The following is a 16,478-nucleotide window of genomic DNA, read 5'->3' as shown; positions in this document are numbered from 1 at the left end:
CTGACTTGATCAGAACAGCAGCCGTGGGCAAAGGACAGCAACCCTAGACAATCCGCCCCGTATTGCCATCACATCTGGCGTGGTAGGGTCCACGCCAGAGCAGTGATGGATGGTGCGTGATGTTCGAAGGCTGGGATGCGGTCGTACTCGCCCGCGCGCAATTTGCTTTCACGATGTCGTTCCACATCGTGTTTCCCGCATTCTCGATCGGGCTTGCGAGCTATCTCGCGGTGCTGGAAGCGCTGTGGCTGATCACCAAGCGCGAAGTCTTCATCAACCTGTTCAATTACTGGCTGAAGATTTTCGCGGTCGCGTTCGGCATGGGCGTGGTGTCGGGCATCGTGATGTCCTACCAGTTCGGCACCAACTGGTCGGCTTTCGCCGACAAGACCGGCCCGGTGATCGGGCCGTTGATGGCCTATGAGGTGCTGACCGCATTCTTCCTCGAGGCGGGCTTCCTCGGCGTGATGCTGTTCGGGCTCGAGCGCGTCGGCCCCCGGCTGCATTTCTTCGCGACGTTGATGGTCGCGATCGGCACGCTGATCTCGGCGTTCTGGATTCTGTCGGCCAATTCCTGGATGCAGACGCCGACCGGCCATGCCGTCAACGAGCACGGCCAGTTCGTCGCCGCAGACTGGCTGAAATTGATCTTCAATCCGTCGTTCCCGTTCCGCCTCGTGCACATGGTGCTGGCGGCGTATCTCACGACGTCGCTCGTGGTCGGCGCGGTCGGCGCCTGGCATCTGCTGCGCGACCCGCACCTCGCCGGTCCCCGCGTGATGTTCTCGATGGCGATGTGGATGGCGACCCTGGTGGCGCCGATCCAGATCCTCGCCGGCGACCAGCACGGCCTCAACACGCTGGAGCATCAGCCGGTCAAGGTGATGGCGATGGAAGGCCACTTCCAGAGCCACAAGGACGGTGCGCCGCTGATCCTGTTCGGCTGGCCCGACGAAAAAGACGCCAAGGTGAAATACGCGATCGAGATCCCGAAACTCTCGTCGCTGATCCTGAAGCATTCGCTTGACGCGCCGCTCGGCGGCCTCGACTCGGTGCCGCGTGAAAACTGGCCGCCGGTGCCGATCACCTTCTGGGCGTTCCGCGTCATGGTCGGGCTCGGCTTTCTGATATTGGGCCTCGGCCTGTTCAGCCTGCTGATGCGCGTGCGCGGGAAATTGTACGAGTCGCGGCTGCTGCACATGTGCGCGGTGACGATGGGGCCGGCCGGCTTCATGGCGGTGCTCGCCGGCTGGATCACCACCGAGACCGGGCGCCAGCCCTTCACCGTGTATGGGCTGTTGCGGACGGTCGATTCCGCCTCGCCGCTGGCCGCGCCTGCGGTCGGCTCCTCGCTGATCGCCTTCATCATCGTCTATTTCGCCGTGTTCACCGCGGGCGTGATCTACCTGCTGCGGCTGATGGCGCAGCCGCCGCATCAGGGTGAGCGGGGCCCGACGTCCGATTTGCCGGCGCGCGCCGCCGGCATCACGCCGGCCGCAGGCGCAGCTCCGGAGGGTGCGCGATGAGCATCGGTATCGACCTCGCCATGATCTGGGCGTTCATCATCGCCTTTGCCGTGTTCGTCTATGTCGTGATGGACGGCTTCGATCTGGGCCTCGGCATCCTGTTTCCGCTCTTTCCGCAGAAGGCCGACCGCGACGTCATCATGAACACGGTGGCGCCGGTGTGGGACGGCAACGAAACCTGGCTGGTGCTCGGCGGCGGCGGCATGATGGCGGCGTTTCCGCTGGCCTATGCGGTGCTGATGCCGGCGCTCTACACCCCTGTCATCGCGATGCTGCTTGGTCTCGTGTTCCGCGGCGTCGCCTTCGAATTCCGCTGGCGCACCCAGAAGGCGCGCAACAGATGGGACCTCGCTTTTGCCGGCGGCTCGCTGGTTGCGACGCTGGCGCAGGGCATCGCGCTCGGCGCCATCCTGCAGGGCATCCATGTCGACGGACGCCACTATGCCGGCGGCTGGTGGGACTGGCTGACGCCGTTCAGCATCCTGACCGGCATCGCGCTGGTGATCGGCTACGCCCTGCTCGGGGCGACCTGGCTGGTGATGAAGACCGAGGGCGAGCTGCGCGACCGCGCCTACCAGCTGAGCTGGGTGCTGCTGATTGCGATGCTCGGCGCAATCGGCGCCGTCAGCATCGCGACGCCGTTCCTCGCCGTGCAATACACCCAGCGCTGGTTCAGCTGGCCGAACATCATCCTGACCGCGCCGGTGCCGATCGCGGTCGCCGCGGTCACCGCGCTGCTGCTGCGCGCGCTCGCCAACAGATTCGACCTGCAGCCGTTCTTCCTGGTGCTGGTGCTGTTCGCGCTGTCCTATGCCGGGCTCGGCATCAGCATGTATCCGTACATCGTGCCGCAGAGCATCACGATCTGGCAGGCGGCGGCGCCGCACAACAGCCAGGTGTTCATGCTGGTCGGGGTCTCGATCCTGATCCCGCTGATCCTCGCCTATACCGCCTGGGCCTACTGGGTGTTTCGCGGCAAGGTGCGGCCCGGACACGGGTACCATTGATGCGCTCCGAGCCCAAGCTGCGGCCGCTCGGCCAGCGCCTGCTGTGGTTCGTGACGCTGTGGCTCGGCGGCGTCGGCACGGTGGCGCTGATCTCGTTTGCGCTGCGACTCTGGATCGCGCCGAAATGAGTCGGCCGGCGCCGTGCGCACCCGCGCCCTCGACAAAAAACGGAAGCATTACAGCGGTATACCGGCTGTGCTCGCCCTAAACTTGCCATCAAGCCGTCCCTGAGATTTGATGCTTGCGATTTGGGTGGAGCAACCGCTTGGCCGCGCGCGCCAACAAGGAGAGCTTTGCATGACGAGACTTCGTCACCTGGTCTGGATGTTGATCGCCACGGGCGTTCTCGTGCTGTCGACGTCGCAGGGTTTTGCCCAGGGCCGCCCCGACGCCGACGAGCCCGGCCTGATCGCCGACGACGCCTACGAGCTCGATCCGGAATGGCAGAAGCAGGTGGTGTACTACCGCACCAATGAGGCGCCCGGCACCATCATTGTCGCCACCGCCGAGCGCCACCTCTATCTCGTGCAGGGCAACGGCCGCGCGCTGCGCTACGGCATCGGTGTCGGCCGCGAAGGCTTTCAGTGGCAGGGCCTGGTGACCATCACCCGCAAGGCCGAGTGGCCGGACTGGGTGCCGCCGCCCGAGATGATCGCGCGCCAGCCCTATCTGCCGCGCTTCATGGCCGGCGGCCCAGGCAACCCGCTCGGCGCCCGCGCGATGTATTTGGGCACCACGGTCTACCGCATCCACGGCACCAACCGGCCCGACACCATCGGCACCGCCGTCTCCTCGGGCTGCTTCCGCCTGGTCAACAACGACGTCGCCGACCTCTACAACCGCGTCCCGGTCGGCACCAAGGTGATCATCCGCCAAAAGCCTGAACTGTAACCGCACCCGCTAGCCCGCCTCGACCTCCGTCCATTGTCCCGATCATCGCGAGAGAGAACCCATGCGTACATTTCGAGGCGGCCTGATCATCGGGCTCGCGATCGCCGTGCTGGTTGCGGCGGCCGCCATCGTCTATGAATATTACGACACCCGCACGCTGAAGCGCACCGTTCGCCGCGGCGAGGTGCTGTGCGGCGTCAACAAGGGCCTGCCCGGCTTCTCGAACCCCGACGACAAGGGCAACTGGACCGGCTTCGACGTCGATTTCTGCCGCGCGGTGGCTTCCGCGATCTTCAACGATCCGACCAAGGCGAAGTTCGTTCCGCTCGACGCCAGCGAGCGCTTCAAGGAGCTGCAGAGCCGCAAGGTCGACATCCTCTCGCGCAACTCCACCTGGAGCATGTCGCGCGAGACCAATTACGACCTCTATTTCCCGGCGGTCGCCTACTATGACGGCCAGGGTTTCATGATCCCGCGCGCGCGCAACATCGATTCCGCGCTGGACTTGAATGACAGCAAGGTCTGCGTGCAGGCCAACACCACGACCCAGCTCAACCTCGCCGACTATTTCCGTGCCAACAACATGAAGTACACGGAGATGAAGTTCGAGAAGCTCGACGACGTCGTGAAGGCCTACAATTCCGGCCAGTGCGACACGCTGACCTCGGATGCCTCGCAGCTCTATGCGCTCCGCCTCAACCTTGCCAAGCCGGGCGACCACGTCATCCTGGCCGACATCATCTCCAAGGAGCCGCTGGCCCCGGTGGTGCGCCAGCGCGACGACGACTGGATGATGATCGTGAAGTGGACGCTCTACGCCATGATCAACGCCGAAGAGCTCGGCATCACCTCGAAGAACATCGACGAGGCGCTGAAGTCGAAGAAGCCCGAGGTGATGCGGCTGGTCGGCACCGAGGGCAGCTATGGCGAGGACCTCGGCCTGACCAAGGACTGGGCTGCGCGCATCATCCGCCATGTCGGCAATTACGGCGAGATCTACGACCGCAACGTCGGCAGCGAATCCAAGCTGAAGATCCCGCGCGGCATGAACCAGCTCTGGAACGCCGGCGGCGTCCAGTACGCGCCGCCGATCCGGTGATTAACTAGCGGGCCCGCGCGAAGGCCACGCCCAACCCACCGCTGTCATCGCCCGGCTTGACCGGGCGATCCAGTACGCCGCGGCTTCTCGGTTCAAGCACCACCGTCTCTGGAATACTGGATCGCCCGGTCCATGTGCGCAATTGCGCACAGGCCGGGCGATGACAGTGCGTTGTGTGGCGTCGAGCCGAGCAATGACGGCGAGTGTGCGGCGTCCCCGGGCGACGACAGCGAGGGCGCGGCGAGACCGTCGCGTGCTCAGTAGCCCTTGCCGCGGGCGAGCTGGTCGGCGTGAAAATTGCTGTCGCCGAACAGTTCCTGGCAGACGCGGGCGCGCTTCATGAAGAAGCCGATGTCGAACTGGTCGGTCATGCCCATGCCGCCGTGCATCTGCACGCCTTCCTGCACGGCCAGCGTGGCCGTGGTGCCGGCGCGCGCCTTGGCCACCGCGACGGCGGTGCCCGCCTTGTCGACGCCGGCATCGAGCGCTTGCAGCGCCTTCAGGACTGCGGCGCGGGTGATCTCGATATCGATGTAGAGCTGCGCAGCGCGGTGCTGCAGCGCCTGGAATTCGCCGATCGCCTTGCCGAACTGCTTGCGCTCCTTCAGGTAGGCCACGGTGCGGCCGAACACCTCTTCGCTGAGGCCGACCATCTCGGACGCGACCGCGCCGCGGCCGATATTGAGCACGCCGTCGAGCAGCGCAAAACCCTGATCGACCTCGCCGAGCACGCTGTCGGCATTGACCTCGACATTGTCGAACACGATGCGCGCCGCGTTGTGGGAATCGACCATCGCGGTGCGTTCGAGCGCGAGCCCCTTCGCCTTCGGATCGACCAGGAACAGCGTGAGTCCCTGTTTGTCGCCGGCGCTGCCTGCGCTGCGCGCGGCCACGATCAACAGATCGGCGGTGTGGCCGTCGACCACGAACGCCTTGTCGCCCGACAGCTTGAAGCCGTTGCCGGAGCGCGTGGCCTGCAGCTTGGTCTGCAGCGGGCGATGCTTGGCGCCCTCGTCGATCGCGAGTGCGGCGAGCAGCGAGCCATCGGAGATCTTCGGCAGATGCTGCGCCTTCTGCGCCGCGCTGCCGCCGCGCGCCAGCGCCGAGGCCGCGAGCACCGAGGTCGCGAGGAACGGCGACGGCATCAGGGTGCGGCCGATCTCCTCCATGACGATGCCGGCCTCGACGCAGCCGAGCCCGCTGCCGCCGAATTGTTCGGGAACCAAGAGGCCGGAAAAGCCCATCTCGGCAAACGTTGTCCACAGCTCGCGCGAGAAGCCGGTGGCATCCTTGCCGTCCCGCAGGCCGCGCAGATGCGCCACCGGCGCCTTGTCGCTGATGAGGCCGCGCGCACTGTCGCGCAGCATGGATTGTTCTTCGGTGAGGACGAGGGCCATTGGGAATCCGATCTAACGTTCTATGCGAGTATCTCTGAGTACGTCATTCCGGGACGCGTCGCAGACGCGAACTACGGTGCGCAATTGCGCACCTGAGAATCTCGAGGTTCCGGGTTCAATGCTGCGCATTGCCCCGGAACGACGGTTAGGCTCCCGGCAAATCCAGGATGCGTTTCGCCACGATGCCGAGCATCACCTCGCTGGTGCCGCCCTCGATCGAGTTGGCCTTGGTGCGCAGCCAGGCGCGCGGCCGGGCGCCGCCCTTGGAGCGCTCGCTTTCCCACTCCAGCGCGTCGATGCCGCCGGCCGACATCAGGATCTCGTAGCGACGCTTGTTGAGCTCGGTGCCGTAATATTTCATCGCCGACGAGAACGCCGGGTGCGACTGGCCCGCCTTGGCGAGATCGACCGCGCGCTCCGCCGCAGCGGCAAGCGCCGCTTCGTCGACCTCGAAGCTTGCGATCTGGCTGCGCAGCTGCGCGTCGTCGAGCTTGCCCTGCGCGTCGGCGCCGATCGAATCCGCCGCGATCTGGCCGAGCGGACGGCCGACGCCGCGCTCGCCCATGCCCGAGATCATCGCGCGTTCATGCTGCAACAGATATTTTGCGACGTCCCAGCCGCGGTTGACGGTGCCGACGACATGCGACTTCGGCACCCGCACATTGTCGAAGAAGGTTTCGCAGAACGGCGAGTAGCCCGAGATCAGCAGGATCGGTTTTGTCGTGACGCCCTTCGACGTCATGTCGAACAGAATGAAGCTGATGCCGTCGTGCTTCTTGGCCGCCGGATCGGTGCGCACCAGGCAGAAGATCCAGTCGGCGTAGTTGGCATAGGACGTCCAGATCTTCTGGCCGTTGATGATGTAGTCGTCGCCGTCGCTCTCGGCGCGGGTCTGCAGCGAGGCGAGGTCGGAGCCGGCGTTCGGCTCGGAATAGCCCTGGCACCAGCGGATCAGGCCGGCGGTGATCTTCGGCAGATGTTCCTTCTTCTGCTCCTCGGTGCCGTATTTCAGCAGCGCCGGCCCGAGCATGGAGATGCCGAACGAGGTCAGCGGCGCCCGCGCCCCGATCGCCGCCATTTCCTGGCGCACGATCTTGGCCTCCTCGCCGTCGAGGCCGCCGCCGCCATATTCCTTCGGCCAATGCGGCACGGTCCAGCCCTTGTCGCGCATCCGCTCGAACCAGACGCGCTGCGCCTCCGAGGAGAATTTTGCATTGCGGCCGCCCCAGAACGTGTCGCCGTCGGAGGTCATCGGCTTGCGCATCTCCAGTGGGCAGTTCTGCTCCAGCCAGGCGCGGGTCTCGCTGCGGAATGTCTCGAGGTCAGCCATGTGCGTTTCCGGTCAAATATGACGAATTGCAAACGACCTTAGCCACCGCGTCGTGGAATTCAATATGTCTTGCGGCCGCGCCATGCCGTGGCGCCGCTGGTCACCTCGTGCGATCGGGTGTATCGGCGAAGTGGGCGGCAATTGAAAAACAAGAGGAAACGGACATGCGGATCAAGCTCCTTCCGCCTGGCGAAATGAACCCAGCGCAAAAAGAGGTCTACGACGAGTCGATCGCCGGCAAGCGCGGCGCGCCGCCGGCGCCGATGATGGCCTGGCTCAACAGCCCGGAGATGGCGCGGCATGCCACGCGGCTTGGCGAAGTGCTGCGCTTCGACACCATCTTTCCGCCAAAGCTGTCGGAGATCGCGATCCTCGTCACCGCGCGGCACTGGACCGCGCATTACGAATGGTACGCCCACAAGCGGCTCGCGCTGAAGGGCGGCATGGATCCGAAGCTGATCGAGGACATCCGCGTCCGCCGCACACCTATTTTCGACGATCCCAAGGCGAAGATGATCTACGACGTCGCCAAGGCGCTGCACGAAGGCCACGGCCTGCCGAAGGGACTCTATGACGAGGCGGTCGAGGTGCTGAGCCTGCGCGGCCTCGTCGAGGTGATCGGCCTCTGCGGCTACTACACGATGGTGTCGATGACGCTGAACACGTTCGAGTTCCAGCTGCCCGGCGGCGAGCTGTCGGAGCTCGGCTGATACGGCGGTTCCGGAAACCTTGCGTTTCGGGATCGATCGCTCTCGTCTGGCCGGGTTCGTACTATATCAGTGGGAGAAGCCTTGCCGCTGACGGCAAGGCACGACGGAGCCAGCCATGCCGCAAAATCCTCCCATCATCGCGGGCACGCGGATCGGGCATGTCCATCTCAAGGTCGCCGATCTCGAGCGTGCGCTGGGCTTCTATTGCGGCGTGCTCGGCTTCGAGCTGCAGCAGCGGATGAGCTCCGGCGCGGCGTTCATCTCGGCCGGCGGCTATCACCACCACATCGGGCTGAACACCTGGGAGAGCAAGGGCGGCCATCCGCCGCCGCCGGGCACCACCGGCCTGTTCCACACCGCCATCCTCTATCCGACCCGCCCGGCGCTGGCCGATGCGCTGCACCGGGTGCTGTCCGCCGGCATCCCGCTCGACGGCGCCAGCGACCACGGCGTCAGCCAGGCGCTGTACCTGCGCGATCCCGACGAGAACGGCGTCGAGCTGTACTGGGACCGCCCCAAGGCCGAATGGCCGCGCGACGCCGACGGCAAGCTCGCGATGTTCACGCGGCGGCTCGATCTTGACGATCTGCTGAAGCAGCGGGTGGCCTGACATTGTAGTCCGTAGCCCGGATGCAGCGCAGCGAAATCCGGGGTCTCTCCATTGGGCGAGACTGCTCCCGGATTACGCTGCGCTCCATCCGGGCTACGAGTTACGCCCGTCTGCGAACCATGATCGTCACCGCGGCGATCAGTTCGAGGCCGATGCAGCCGTAGAACGGCAGCGCATAGCTGCCGGAGAGATCGCGCAGCAGCCCGACCACGCCGGGACCGAACGCATAGGTGATCTGGTTGATCGCGGTGATCAGGCTGACCAGCACGCCGAAAGCGCGCGGATCGAACTCGCGCTGCACGATCAGCGCCGGCAACGTGATCAGATTGCCGACCGAGAAACCGAACAGCGCGCAGGCCGCGATCTGCGCGACATCGTCGTGCACGTTGATGATGACGGCGAGTGCGATCGCCTGGCTGGTGAAGGACAGCGCCGAGGCCAGGCGCTGGTTGAGCCGGTCGATCACGAAGGAGAACGAGACGCGGCCGACCACCGCCATCGCGGTCAGCAGCGCCATCGCCACCGTGGCGCGCTCGCGGCCGATCACCTGATCCAGATAGGCGATCAGATGCACGATGAAGCCGACCTGGGCGAACAGCACCAGCGCAAAGGCGACCGAGACCGAGAGGAAGCTGATGTCGCGCAGCGCCCGCGCGCGCACCTGGGTTGCCGACGGCGCGTCGGCCGCGGCCGCCGTCACCGCATGCAGATGCGCCGGCGGCCGGCCGACGAACAGCAGGATCACCGGCACCATCACCACGACCAGCAGCACCGCGGCGGCGATCATCGCGCCGGAGAAGCCGAAATAACCGATGCCGGTCACGAGCAGCGGCACGCCGACGATGCCGCCAAAGCTCGCGCCGTTCAGCGCCAGGCTGATCGCCATGCCGCGCTTCTTGTCGAACCACAGGCCGAGCGTGTTGGTGATGATGCCGAGGCTGGTGCCGGCCCAGCCGAACGCCAGCAGCGCATTGGCGAGATAGAGCTGCCACGGCTCGCGCACCTCGCCGATCGCAACCGCCGCGATCGCCATCGCGAAGGTGCCGGCAATCAGGCAGCGGCGTGCGCCGAACGCCTTGATCGCCTCGGCGACGAAGGCAACCAGCGCCGCGCCGAACAGATAGAAGAACGTCGTACCCGACGAGATCAGCGACGCCGGCCAGCCGCGCAGCCGCTGCAGCTCGGCGACGTAGACGCTCTGCCCGTAGAAGCCGAGCCCCCAGCCGAACGTCGCCAGCAGGAAGCAGACGACGACGATGCGCCAGCCCTCATAGCGCAGCGAGGCTTCATCTTGCGGGGGGTATGAGGATGCGTCCATTTCTTGCTCTTGCTTCTCACATCGTCACGGCCGGATTGATCCGTTGTCACGATGCAGGAAGCCTTGATGTAAGGAGCCTTGCAAGCCGATCATTTCGATCTGGATCGAACTGTCAGCAGTTGGCAGCAAGAATTAGATGCTCGGATCCGGAATCTCGTCCACCGCACGCAATTTCGCCCGGAGCTTCGCGAGCGAGGCGAATGATAACACGGCGAGGCCAAGCAGCACCGGCGGGAACACGACGAGATTGACCGCGCTCCAGCCGTAATGCGCGAGCAGCTGGCCGGAGGAGAACGAGCCGATCGCCATCATGCCGAACACCAGGAAATCGTTGAACGCCTGCACCTTGTTGCGCTCCTGCGGCCGGTGGGTTTCCAGCACCAGCGCGGAGGCGCCGACAAAGGCAAAATTCCAGCCGACCCCGAGCACGATCAGCGTCGCCCAGAAATGCGGCGCGGTGATCCCGGACAGACCGATCATCGCGGCGACCGCTTCCAGCGCGAGCCCGAGCGCGACGATTGCGGGCGCGCCGAACCGCGCGATCAGCGAGCCGGTGAAGAAGCTCGGGCCGTACATCGCCACGATGTGCCACTGAATGCCGAAATTGGAATCGCTGACCGACAGCCCGCACATCTTCATGGCGAGCGGCGCCGAGGTCATCACCAAATTCATCATCGGATAGGCGATCACGCCGCACAGCGCGGCGGCGATGAAGCGCGGCTGCCTGGCGATCTCGAGCAGCGGACGGCCGCCATGCAGATCCGCCGCCGCCGGCTTTGGCGCATCGACGCCCGACAGCACCGCCATCGCCACCAGCGCGACGATTGCCTGCACCACGAAGGAGAACGCGAACAGATAAGGCGGCCAGAAATCCATGGTCCATTGCACGAGCTGCGGCCCGAGCACGCCGGCGAACACGCCGCCGGCCATCACCCACGACACCGCCTTGGGCCGGAACGCGACGCTGGCGCCGTCGGCCGCCGCGAAGCGATAGGATTGCGCCACCGAGCCATAAAGCCCGCCGAGGAAGGTCGCGCCGCAAAACAGCCAGAACGCCGAATGCAGGATCGCCCAGGCGCCGAGCGCGCCCGTCAGCGTGCCGCAGAAGGTGCCGATGATGAAGGCGGTGCGCCGGCCATAGGCACGCGAGATCGCGCCGGTCGGCAGCGTGCCGGCGGCCATCCCGAGCACATACATCGAGAGCGGCACGGTCGCGAGCGAGACGTCCGGCGCCAGCGTCGCGCCGACGATCGAGCCGGTGGCGAAGATCACCGCCGAATTGGCGCCGGTCAGCGCCTGCGCCGCCGCGAGCCGCCACACATTGCTGCGCGCCCGCGCGTCGTCGGCGGTCTCATCCAAAGCTGTCACGTCGATCATCGGCAGTCCCGCGGCTGAAGCCCCGGCGGGAGCCCCGTGTCGCGCGCACTATGGAGACGCCGGATGTGCCGATCAACCGACGCAAACGGACGCAGGCTATGCGGGAAGTGCACTGCCAATTCCGTCATCCCCGCACAAAGGCTTCGCCTTTGTCGCTGGAGGTGCGAGCTCTTGCGAGCCTCGAAGGATGAATCGGCCACCAGCCGGGCCGTCGACCCTTCGAGGGCCGCCGAAGAAGCGGCCACCTCAGGGTGACGGTGATGGAGCTTGGGCGCGGGTTAGAGGCAGGCGCGCTACCGCGCGCCCTTCTTGCCCGGCTTCTTCTCCGCGCGCAGCGCGCCGGTCTTGTGCACCTTGGAGCGTGGCGGCGTCAGGCGCATTGTTGGAAGCCGCCACTCGAGCGCGATCGACGCGGCAAAGCCGAAGAAGCTGGAGCGGCTCATGCCGATCGATGCCGCGTGCTTGTCGATCCGCGCAATCAGGCTCTTCGGCAGATAGACATTCACCCGCTCGGACGGATCCGGCGGGTCGACGCCGACGATGAAGTAGGCGGCAACGTCCGAGCTCTTCGGCGGCACGATCTGCTCGATCGGCGTCGGCTCGGGCAGCGGCCGGCCCTGTTCGGCCCAGCCGTCGACGGTCTGCGCCAGGGCCTCTTCGGCGCGCCCGATCGCGTCCTCCTGCGACTTGCCAGCGGCGACACAGCCCGGAAAGTCCGGAAACCATGCGCCGAATGTGCCGCGCGGACCGCGCTCCAGCACGGCCGGATAAAGCCGCCTCTTCATTCTGGCCTCCGTCATCGCAGTATGCTATTTCACACACCTGCTGTGTGTCAAATGACACATCGCGCGAGGGACAGCACCGCCATGGACCGGCAAGCCGAGCTCCGCATCATCCGCGCCGCCTATGCCAAGCAGATCATGGCCGCCGCCAATGTCGTCAATCCCAGCGTTGCGGCCGCCTTCTCCGCCGTGCCGCGCGAGGATTTCGTCGGACCCGGGCCATGGCTGATGCTGCGCTGGTGGGCCCGCGACTATGTGCCGACGCCCGATGCCGATCCGGTCTATCTCTACACCGACGACCTGGTCGCGCTGGTCCCCGAACGCCGGCTCAACAACGGGCAGCCGTCGCTGCACGCCTATCTCATGCATCAGGCCGCGCCCGCCGCCGGCGAGCACGTGGTGCATATCGGCACCGGCTCCGGCTACTACACGGCGCTGCTGGCGCATCTGGTCGGACGGTCCGGCCGAGTCACCGGCATCGAATATGACGGCGAACTCGCCGCGCGCGCCCGCGACAACCTCGCGCCCTACGGCAATGTCGAGATCATCCAGGGCGACGGCACGCAGCTGGCGTTCGACACGGCCGACGTCATCTACGTCAACGCCGGCTGCACCCAGCCGGCCGCACGCTGGCTCGACAGACTTGCCGATGGCGGCCGGCTGATCCTGCCGCTGACATCGGACGAAGGATTCGAGGGTGGCGCGCTGGACCAGATAGCGCGATCCGGCGCCGTGTTCCTGATAAGGCGTAGCGGCGCGGACTATCACGCCACGTGGATTTCACCGGTCGCGATCATCCCCTGCGACGGCGGCCGCAACGCGGCGTCCGAACAGGCGCTGGCCGAAGCCTTCGCCCGCGGCGGCTGGCAGAAGGTGACGCGGCTCTGCCGCGACGGGGAGATCGCCGACGCGCGCTGCTGGCTGCGCGGCGACGGCTGGTGCCTGGCTTACGATTGAGCCGCATCCTTGCGCACGAACATCAGGATCATGTTGTTGGCCGGCAGCTCGAACGTCTCGGCCAATCGCAGGCCGACGCTGTCAGCCAGCTTCTCGAGATCGGCGATGTCGCGCACGCCCCACTCGGCGTCGCGTTCGCGCAGCGAGGTGTCGAACACCGCGTTGCTGAGCGCGGTGTGCTTGCCGTCGCGCTTGAACGGGCCGTAGAGGAACAGCCGCCCGTCGGCGCGCAGGTGCCTGTTAGCGCCGGCGAACAGGCCCTCGGCGACCGGCCAAGGCGCGATGTGGATCACATTGGCGCAGAAGATCGCGCGCAATTTGTCCGGACCTTTGCCGTCCGACGGTGCGACCGACCAGGCCGGATCGGACAGATCGATGCGTTGCGGCGGCCGGATGTTGCCGAGGCCGGCATGCACGCGCCAGGCCTCGATGCTGCGCAGATGCGCGTCATTCAGATCGCTCGGCCACCAGACGATGTCAGGCGTATGACCGGCGAACGACACGACATGCTGACCGGTGCCGCTGCCGGCCTCGAGCACGTCGCCGGATTGCCCGGCCAGGAAGTTCTTCAGCACCGCCCAGATCGGCGCGTGGTTGCGGTGGAACGCCGCCGCGTCGAGCCGCCCGTCGGCCTCCACCGGGCTGCCGTCCTTGCCGAACTCCACGACGAATTCTGCCACCGCATTCTCCTGTCAGCCTGTTTGTAGCCTCCATCGGCCCTAACCGCAAAGTTGGAACCCCGCGCTAGGCTGTCTAATCCGTCATCCTGAGGTGCGAGCCCTTGCGAGCCTCGAAGGATGCACGGCCACCAGCCGGACCGATTCATCCTTCGAGGCTCGCCCTTGCGGCGCAGCTGCGCCGCAAGGGCTCGCACCTCAGGATGACGGGACATACAGCACGTGCGCCCCCGGCACTATTAACCGCCCGCTCCGCCTCGCCTATTCTCCACATTGCCAGCCGATGGCCTTTGTGCTTTCCACTCTTTATATTGCGATGGGAACATCGAGATTGAAGCTCCGGGAAACGTCCTTGATCGTCACCCTTTCCAAGTCAGCTTTGGTTCTGGCACTGCTGGCAGGCGCGGCAATGGCCGGCCCGGCGCAGGCCCAATCGGTCGCCGAAGGCCAGAAGCTCGCGTTCGAACGCAGCAAGGGCAATTGCCTGACCTGTCACGTCATCAAGGGCGGCGATCTGCCCGGCACGATCGGCCCCGAACTGAGCGGGCTGAAGGCAAAGTACAGCCGCGACGAGCTGATCGCGATCGTATCTGACGAGACCAAGCGCAACCCGCTGACCGTGATGCCGCCGTTCGGCCGCAACCGGATTCTATCCGAGAAGGAAATCAGCGCGGTGGTGGATTTTTTGCAGACGCTGTGATGCCGCAGCGTTCGCTTTTGGGAGATTTTCCGATGGAGATCACAAGCAACGAATTTTTCAGAACGCGCCGCCTGGTGCTGAAGGGCGCCGGCGTCGCCGCGCTGATCGGCCTCGGCGTCATTCCGTTCGAGGTGCCGCAGGCGCTCGCCGCCGCCAACGACAAATATCCGGAAGAGGCATTCAAGCAGAAGACCGAGGCTGAGGCGATCAAGGCGCTCTATGGCAAGACCGCCGAGCCCTCGGACAAGATCAAGATGGACGCGCCCGAGATCGCCGAGAACGGCGCGGTGGTGCCGATCTCCGCCACCACGACGCTTGCCGACGTCAGCTCGATCTCGTTCCTGGTCAGCGAAAACCCAATCTCGCTGGTAGCGTCATACAAGATCCCGGCCGGCACGCTGCCGAGCGTCGCCAACCGCATCAAGATGGCCAAGACCAGCAACGTCACCGTGCTGGTCGAAGCCGGCGGCAAGCTCTACAGCGCGGTCAAGGAAATCAAGGTCACCGTCGGCGGCTGCGGCGGCTGAGCCTAACCAAGGGACAAATCAGATGGCATCGAGCATTCGCGTGCGCGCCATGTCAAACGGCGACACCACCGAGGTGCAGGCGCTGATCCAGCATCCGATGGATTCCGGCTTCGTCAAGGACGCCAAGGGCGAGATCATTCCGCCGCATTTCATCCAGCAGCTCACCTTCGAATATGACGGCAAGCCGGTGTTCCTGGCCGACTGGGGCGGCGGCGTCTCCAAGGACCCCTATGTGAAGTTCGCCTTCAAGGGCGGCAAGAAGGGTGACGAGTTGAAGGTCAGCTGGGTCGACAACAAGGGCGCGACCGACAGCACCACGGCGAAGATTCAATGATGCTGCGTCTTGCAATCCGCACCGCCGCCGCGCTTGCGCTCGGCGTTCTGGCCGTCGCGCCGGCGGCGCATGCGGCCGACACCGTCGATCCCGTCGCCGACAAGGCCGCCTTCCAAAAATTCTTCACCGACAAATTCCCCAAGCTGAAGCTGGAGGATTTCGTCAACGGTCCCTATTCGATGAATGAGGACCTGCACCGGCAGTGGGAAGAGAAGGAGCAGTTTCCGCCCTACGAGTTCTCGCTCGAGGCCGGCAAGGAAATGTTTTCAAAGCCGTTCAAGAACGGCAAGACCTACGCCGACTGCTTTCCGAACCAGGGCATCGGCATCCGCCAGAACTATCCCTATTTCGACGAGAAGGAAGGCAAGGTCATCACGCTCGAGCTCGCGCTCAACCGTTGCCGCGAGGCCAATGGCGAGGCGCCGTTCTCCTATGTCAGGGATGACATGGCGGCGCTCACCGCCTACATGGCCTTCACCTCGCGCGGCAAGCTGATGGATATCAAGATCCCGAACGATCCGCGGGCGCTCGAGGCCTATCAGAAGGGCAAGGAGTATTTCTACACCCGCCGCGGCCAGCTCAATTTCTCCTGCGCCACCTGCCACATCCAGAGCCCGGGCGAACGGATCCGCGCCGAGGTGCTGGCGCCGGCGCTGGGCATCCTGAATGCGATGCCGATCTACCGCTCGGAATGGTCAGGCATGGGCACCACCAGCCGCCGCTTCACCACCTGCAACAGCCAGATCCGTGGCGTGCCGCTCAATCCGCAGGACGACGAGTATCGCAACCTCGAATACTATCTGTCCTATGTCAGCAACGGGTTGCCGATCTCGGGGCCGGGAGCCAGGCCATGAGACCCGCCATGAGAGCGACCACGATCTTCGCCGCAGCCGCCCTGCTGCTCGCGGGCGCGACCGCTGCGCTCGCCGCCTCCGAGGCCGACTACAAGGCGGCCTATGCCGCGGCCGAAGCCGCCAACAAGGAGGCGGGCGCCCTGCGCAACCAGTGGACCACGACCGCCGCGACGCTCGCTGCCGCAAAAAAGGCCGGTGATGCTGGTGATTTCGACACCGCGGTGGCGCAGGCCAAGGAGGCCGAAGCCCTGGCAAAGGCATCGATCTTCCAGGCCACCAGCGAAAAGGAACGCTGGAAGGACATGGAAGTTCGCTGACACATAGGGGTTAGGGAGGCATTGGCGAAAGGGTTCCCTCCCCCCTTGCGGGGGAGGGTTAGGGA

Annotated in this window: 19 protein-coding genes; 13 read left to right on the top strand and 6 right to left on the bottom strand. The window is 65.5% G+C overall.

Going from position 1 to position 16,478, the window contains the following annotated elements; genetic code table 11:
- The first annotated feature begins 119 nt into the window (after positions 1 to 119).
- From XH93_RS03345 to XH93_RS03325, 5 genes are all read left to right on the top strand, one after another.
- A complete protein-coding gene (locus XH93_RS03345; RefSeq protein WP_139858751.1) occupies positions 120 to 1,526 on the top strand; it encodes a cytochrome ubiquinol oxidase subunit I in 1,407 nt (468 codons plus the stop codon).
- Positions 1,523 to 2,533 (top strand): cytochrome d ubiquinol oxidase subunit II, encoded by a 1,011-nt coding sequence (cydB, locus tag XH93_RS03340; RefSeq protein WP_305825958.1) that lies wholly within the window; start codon positions 1,523 to 1,525, stop codon positions 2,531 to 2,533. Before XH93_RS03345 ends, cydB begins: the two co-directional genes overlap by 4 nt.
- A complete protein-coding gene (locus tag XH93_RS03335) occupies positions 2,533 to 2,661 on the top strand; it encodes a DUF2474 domain-containing protein (RefSeq protein WP_139858753.1) in 129 nt (42 codons plus the stop codon). Before cydB ends, XH93_RS03335 begins: the two co-directional genes overlap by 1 nt.
- A 169-nt stretch (positions 2,662 to 2,830) precedes the next feature.
- A complete protein-coding gene (locus XH93_RS03330; RefSeq protein WP_194472383.1) occupies positions 2,831 to 3,424 on the top strand; it encodes a L,D-transpeptidase in 594 nt (197 codons plus the stop codon).
- Between the two features lie 61 nt (positions 3,425 to 3,485).
- Positions 3,486 to 4,523 carry an amino acid ABC transporter substrate-binding protein gene (locus XH93_RS03325; RefSeq protein ID WP_139480226.1) on the top strand — a complete coding sequence of 346 codons (1,038 nt, stop codon included), beginning with the start codon at positions 3,486 to 3,488 and terminating at the stop codon, positions 4,521 to 4,523.
- Between the two features lie 257 nt (positions 4,524 to 4,780).
- Here XH93_RS03325 and XH93_RS03320 read toward each other — a convergent pair whose 3' ends face one another.
- Both XH93_RS03320 and XH93_RS03315 read right to left on the bottom strand, forming a co-directional pair.
- Positions 4,781 to 5,920, bottom strand: coding sequence for an acyl-CoA dehydrogenase family protein (locus XH93_RS03320; protein ID WP_194472382.1), 1,140 nt, complete (start codon positions 5,918 to 5,920; stop codon positions 4,781 to 4,783).
- Between the two features lie 145 nt (positions 5,921 to 6,065).
- The gene (locus XH93_RS03315) at positions 6,066 to 7,250 is read right to left on the bottom strand and encodes an acyl-CoA dehydrogenase family protein (protein WP_194472381.1); all 1,185 of its coding nucleotides are present in this window, start codon (positions 7,248 to 7,250) and stop codon (positions 6,066 to 6,068) included.
- Between the two features lie 164 nt (positions 7,251 to 7,414).
- Between XH93_RS03315 and XH93_RS03310 the strand changes: the two genes are divergently transcribed.
- Positions 7,415 to 7,960 (top strand): carboxymuconolactone decarboxylase family protein, encoded by a 546-nt coding sequence (locus XH93_RS03310; RefSeq protein ID WP_194472380.1) that lies wholly within the window; start codon positions 7,415 to 7,417, stop codon positions 7,958 to 7,960.
- A gap of 115 nt (positions 7,961 to 8,075) precedes the next feature.
- Positions 8,076 to 8,570: a VOC family protein gene (locus tag XH93_RS03305; protein ID WP_194472379.1), complete on the top strand. Its 495-nt coding sequence runs from the start codon at positions 8,076 to 8,078 to the stop codon at positions 8,568 to 8,570.
- Positions 8,571 to 8,670: 100 nt separating this feature from the next.
- Here XH93_RS03305 and XH93_RS03300 read toward each other — a convergent pair whose 3' ends face one another.
- The 3 genes from XH93_RS03300 to XH93_RS03290 form a co-directional block, all read right to left on the bottom strand.
- Positions 8,671 to 9,888, bottom strand: a complete 1,218-nt coding sequence (locus tag XH93_RS03300; protein ID WP_194472378.1) for an MFS transporter — start codon at positions 9,886 to 9,888, stop codon at positions 8,671 to 8,673.
- A gap of 132 nt (positions 9,889 to 10,020) precedes the next feature.
- The gene (locus XH93_RS03295; RefSeq protein WP_194472377.1) at positions 10,021 to 11,265 is read right to left on the bottom strand and encodes an MFS transporter; all 1,245 of its coding nucleotides are present in this window, start codon (positions 11,263 to 11,265) and stop codon (positions 10,021 to 10,023) included.
- A gap of 293 nt (positions 11,266 to 11,558) precedes the next feature.
- Positions 11,559 to 12,050, bottom strand: a complete 492-nt coding sequence (locus XH93_RS03290; protein WP_194472376.1) for a type II toxin-antitoxin system HicB family antitoxin — start codon at positions 12,048 to 12,050, stop codon at positions 11,559 to 11,561.
- An 81-nt stretch (positions 12,051 to 12,131) separates the two neighbouring features.
- On the opposite strand from XH93_RS03290, the gene XH93_RS03285 reads away from it, so the two are divergent.
- Positions 12,132 to 13,004 (top strand): protein-L-isoaspartate O-methyltransferase, encoded by an 873-nt coding sequence (locus XH93_RS03285; RefSeq protein WP_194472375.1) that lies wholly within the window; start codon positions 12,132 to 12,134, stop codon positions 13,002 to 13,004.
- On the opposite strand, the gene XH93_RS03280 is transcribed toward XH93_RS03285, so the two are convergent.
- Positions 12,995 to 13,684: a DUF938 domain-containing protein gene (locus tag XH93_RS03280; RefSeq protein ID WP_194472374.1), complete on the bottom strand. Its 690-nt coding sequence runs from the start codon at positions 13,682 to 13,684 to the stop codon at positions 12,995 to 12,997. The two genes, XH93_RS03285 and XH93_RS03280, sit on opposite strands and share 10 nt — an antisense overlap.
- A gap of 406 nt (positions 13,685 to 14,090) precedes the next feature.
- On the opposite strand from XH93_RS03280, the gene soxX reads away from it, so the two are divergent.
- Genes soxX through XH93_RS03255 form a run of 5 tightly spaced genes read left to right on the top strand, consistent with a single transcriptional unit; the run spans position 14,091 to position 16,413 of the window.
- Entirely contained in the window at positions 14,091 to 14,381 is a 291-nt protein-coding gene (soxX, locus tag XH93_RS03275) for a sulfur oxidation c-type cytochrome SoxX (RefSeq protein WP_194474977.1), read from the top strand.
- 32 nt (positions 14,382 to 14,413) lie between these two features.
- Complete coding sequence (gene soxY, locus XH93_RS03270; protein WP_194472373.1) at positions 14,414 to 14,908, top strand: thiosulfate oxidation carrier protein SoxY; 495 nt, start codon at positions 14,414 to 14,416, stop codon at positions 14,906 to 14,908.
- 22 nt (positions 14,909 to 14,930) lie between these two features.
- The gene (gene soxZ / locus XH93_RS03265; RefSeq protein WP_194472372.1) at positions 14,931 to 15,242 is read left to right on the top strand and encodes a thiosulfate oxidation carrier complex protein SoxZ; all 312 of its coding nucleotides are present in this window, start codon (positions 14,931 to 14,933) and stop codon (positions 15,240 to 15,242) included.
- Positions 15,239 to 16,096, top strand: coding sequence for a sulfur oxidation c-type cytochrome SoxA (gene soxA / locus XH93_RS03260; protein WP_194472371.1), 858 nt, complete (start codon positions 15,239 to 15,241; stop codon positions 16,094 to 16,096). Before soxZ ends, soxA begins: the two co-directional genes overlap by 4 nt.
- Positions 16,097 to 16,104: 8 nt before the next feature.
- Positions 16,105 to 16,413: a hypothetical protein gene (locus tag XH93_RS03255; protein ID WP_371814918.1), complete on the top strand. Its 309-nt coding sequence runs from the start codon at positions 16,105 to 16,107 to the stop codon at positions 16,411 to 16,413.
- Positions 16,414 to 16,478: the final 65 nt, after the last annotated feature.

The organism is Bradyrhizobium sp. CCBAU 51753 (assembly GCF_015291565.1).
GTDB classification, from domain to species: Bacteria; Pseudomonadota; Alphaproteobacteria; order Rhizobiales; family Xanthobacteraceae; genus Bradyrhizobium; species Bradyrhizobium ivorense.
The sequence above is the reverse complement of the archived record's forward strand: the minus strand, read 5'-3'. Positions and strand labels throughout refer to the sequence as shown.

Excerpts from the sequence above, each read along its gene's own strand:
- XH93_RS03315 (WP_194472381.1), bottom strand. The coding sequence starts at position 7,250 with ATGGCTGACCTCGAGACATTCCGCAGCGAGACCCGCGCCTGGCTGGAG.
- XH93_RS03325 (WP_139480226.1), top strand. The coding sequence starts at position 3,486 with ATGCGTACATTTCGAGGCGGCCTGATCATCGGGCTCGCGATCGCCGTG.
- soxZ (WP_194472372.1), top strand. The coding sequence starts at position 14,931 with ATGGCATCGAGCATTCGCGTGCGCGCCATGTCAAACGGCGACACCACC.
- XH93_RS03335 (WP_139858753.1), top strand. The coding sequence starts at position 2,533 with ATGCGCTCCGAGCCCAAGCTGCGGCCGCTCGGCCAGCGCCTGCTGTGG.
- XH93_RS03320 (WP_194472382.1), bottom strand. The coding sequence starts at position 5,920 with ATGGCCCTCGTCCTCACCGAAGAACAATCCATGCTGCGCGACAGTGCG.
- XH93_RS03290 (WP_194472376.1), bottom strand. The coding sequence starts at position 12,050 with ATGAAGAGGCGGCTTTATCCGGCCGTGCTGGAGCGCGGTCCGCGCGGC.
- XH93_RS03300 (WP_194472378.1), bottom strand. The coding sequence starts at position 9,888 with ATGGACGCATCCTCATACCCCCCGCAAGATGAAGCCTCGCTGCGCTAT.
- XH93_RS03310 (WP_194472380.1), top strand. The coding sequence starts at position 7,415 with ATGCGGATCAAGCTCCTTCCGCCTGGCGAAATGAACCCAGCGCAAAAA.
- XH93_RS03345 (WP_139858751.1), top strand. The coding sequence starts at position 120 with ATGTTCGAAGGCTGGGATGCGGTCGTACTCGCCCGCGCGCAATTTGCT.
- XH93_RS03305 (WP_194472379.1), top strand. The coding sequence starts at position 8,076 with ATGCCGCAAAATCCTCCCATCATCGCGGGCACGCGGATCGGGCATGTC.
- XH93_RS03295 (WP_194472377.1), bottom strand. The coding sequence starts at position 11,265 with ATGATCGACGTGACAGCTTTGGATGAGACCGCCGACGACGCGCGGGCG.
- cydB (WP_305825958.1), top strand. The coding sequence starts at position 1,523 with ATGAGCATCGGTATCGACCTCGCCATGATCTGGGCGTTCATCATCGCC.
- XH93_RS03255 (WP_371814918.1), top strand. The coding sequence starts at position 16,105 with ATGAGAGCGACCACGATCTTCGCCGCAGCCGCCCTGCTGCTCGCGGGC.
- soxA (WP_194472371.1), top strand. The coding sequence starts at position 15,239 with ATGATGCTGCGTCTTGCAATCCGCACCGCCGCCGCGCTTGCGCTCGGC.
- soxX (WP_194474977.1), top strand. The coding sequence starts at position 14,091 with ATGGCCGGCCCGGCGCAGGCCCAATCGGTCGCCGAAGGCCAGAAGCTC.
- XH93_RS03285 (WP_194472375.1), top strand. The coding sequence starts at position 12,132 with ATGGACCGGCAAGCCGAGCTCCGCATCATCCGCGCCGCCTATGCCAAG.
- soxY (WP_194472373.1), top strand. The coding sequence starts at position 14,414 with ATGGAGATCACAAGCAACGAATTTTTCAGAACGCGCCGCCTGGTGCTG.
- XH93_RS03330 (WP_194472383.1), top strand. The coding sequence starts at position 2,831 with ATGACGAGACTTCGTCACCTGGTCTGGATGTTGATCGCCACGGGCGTT.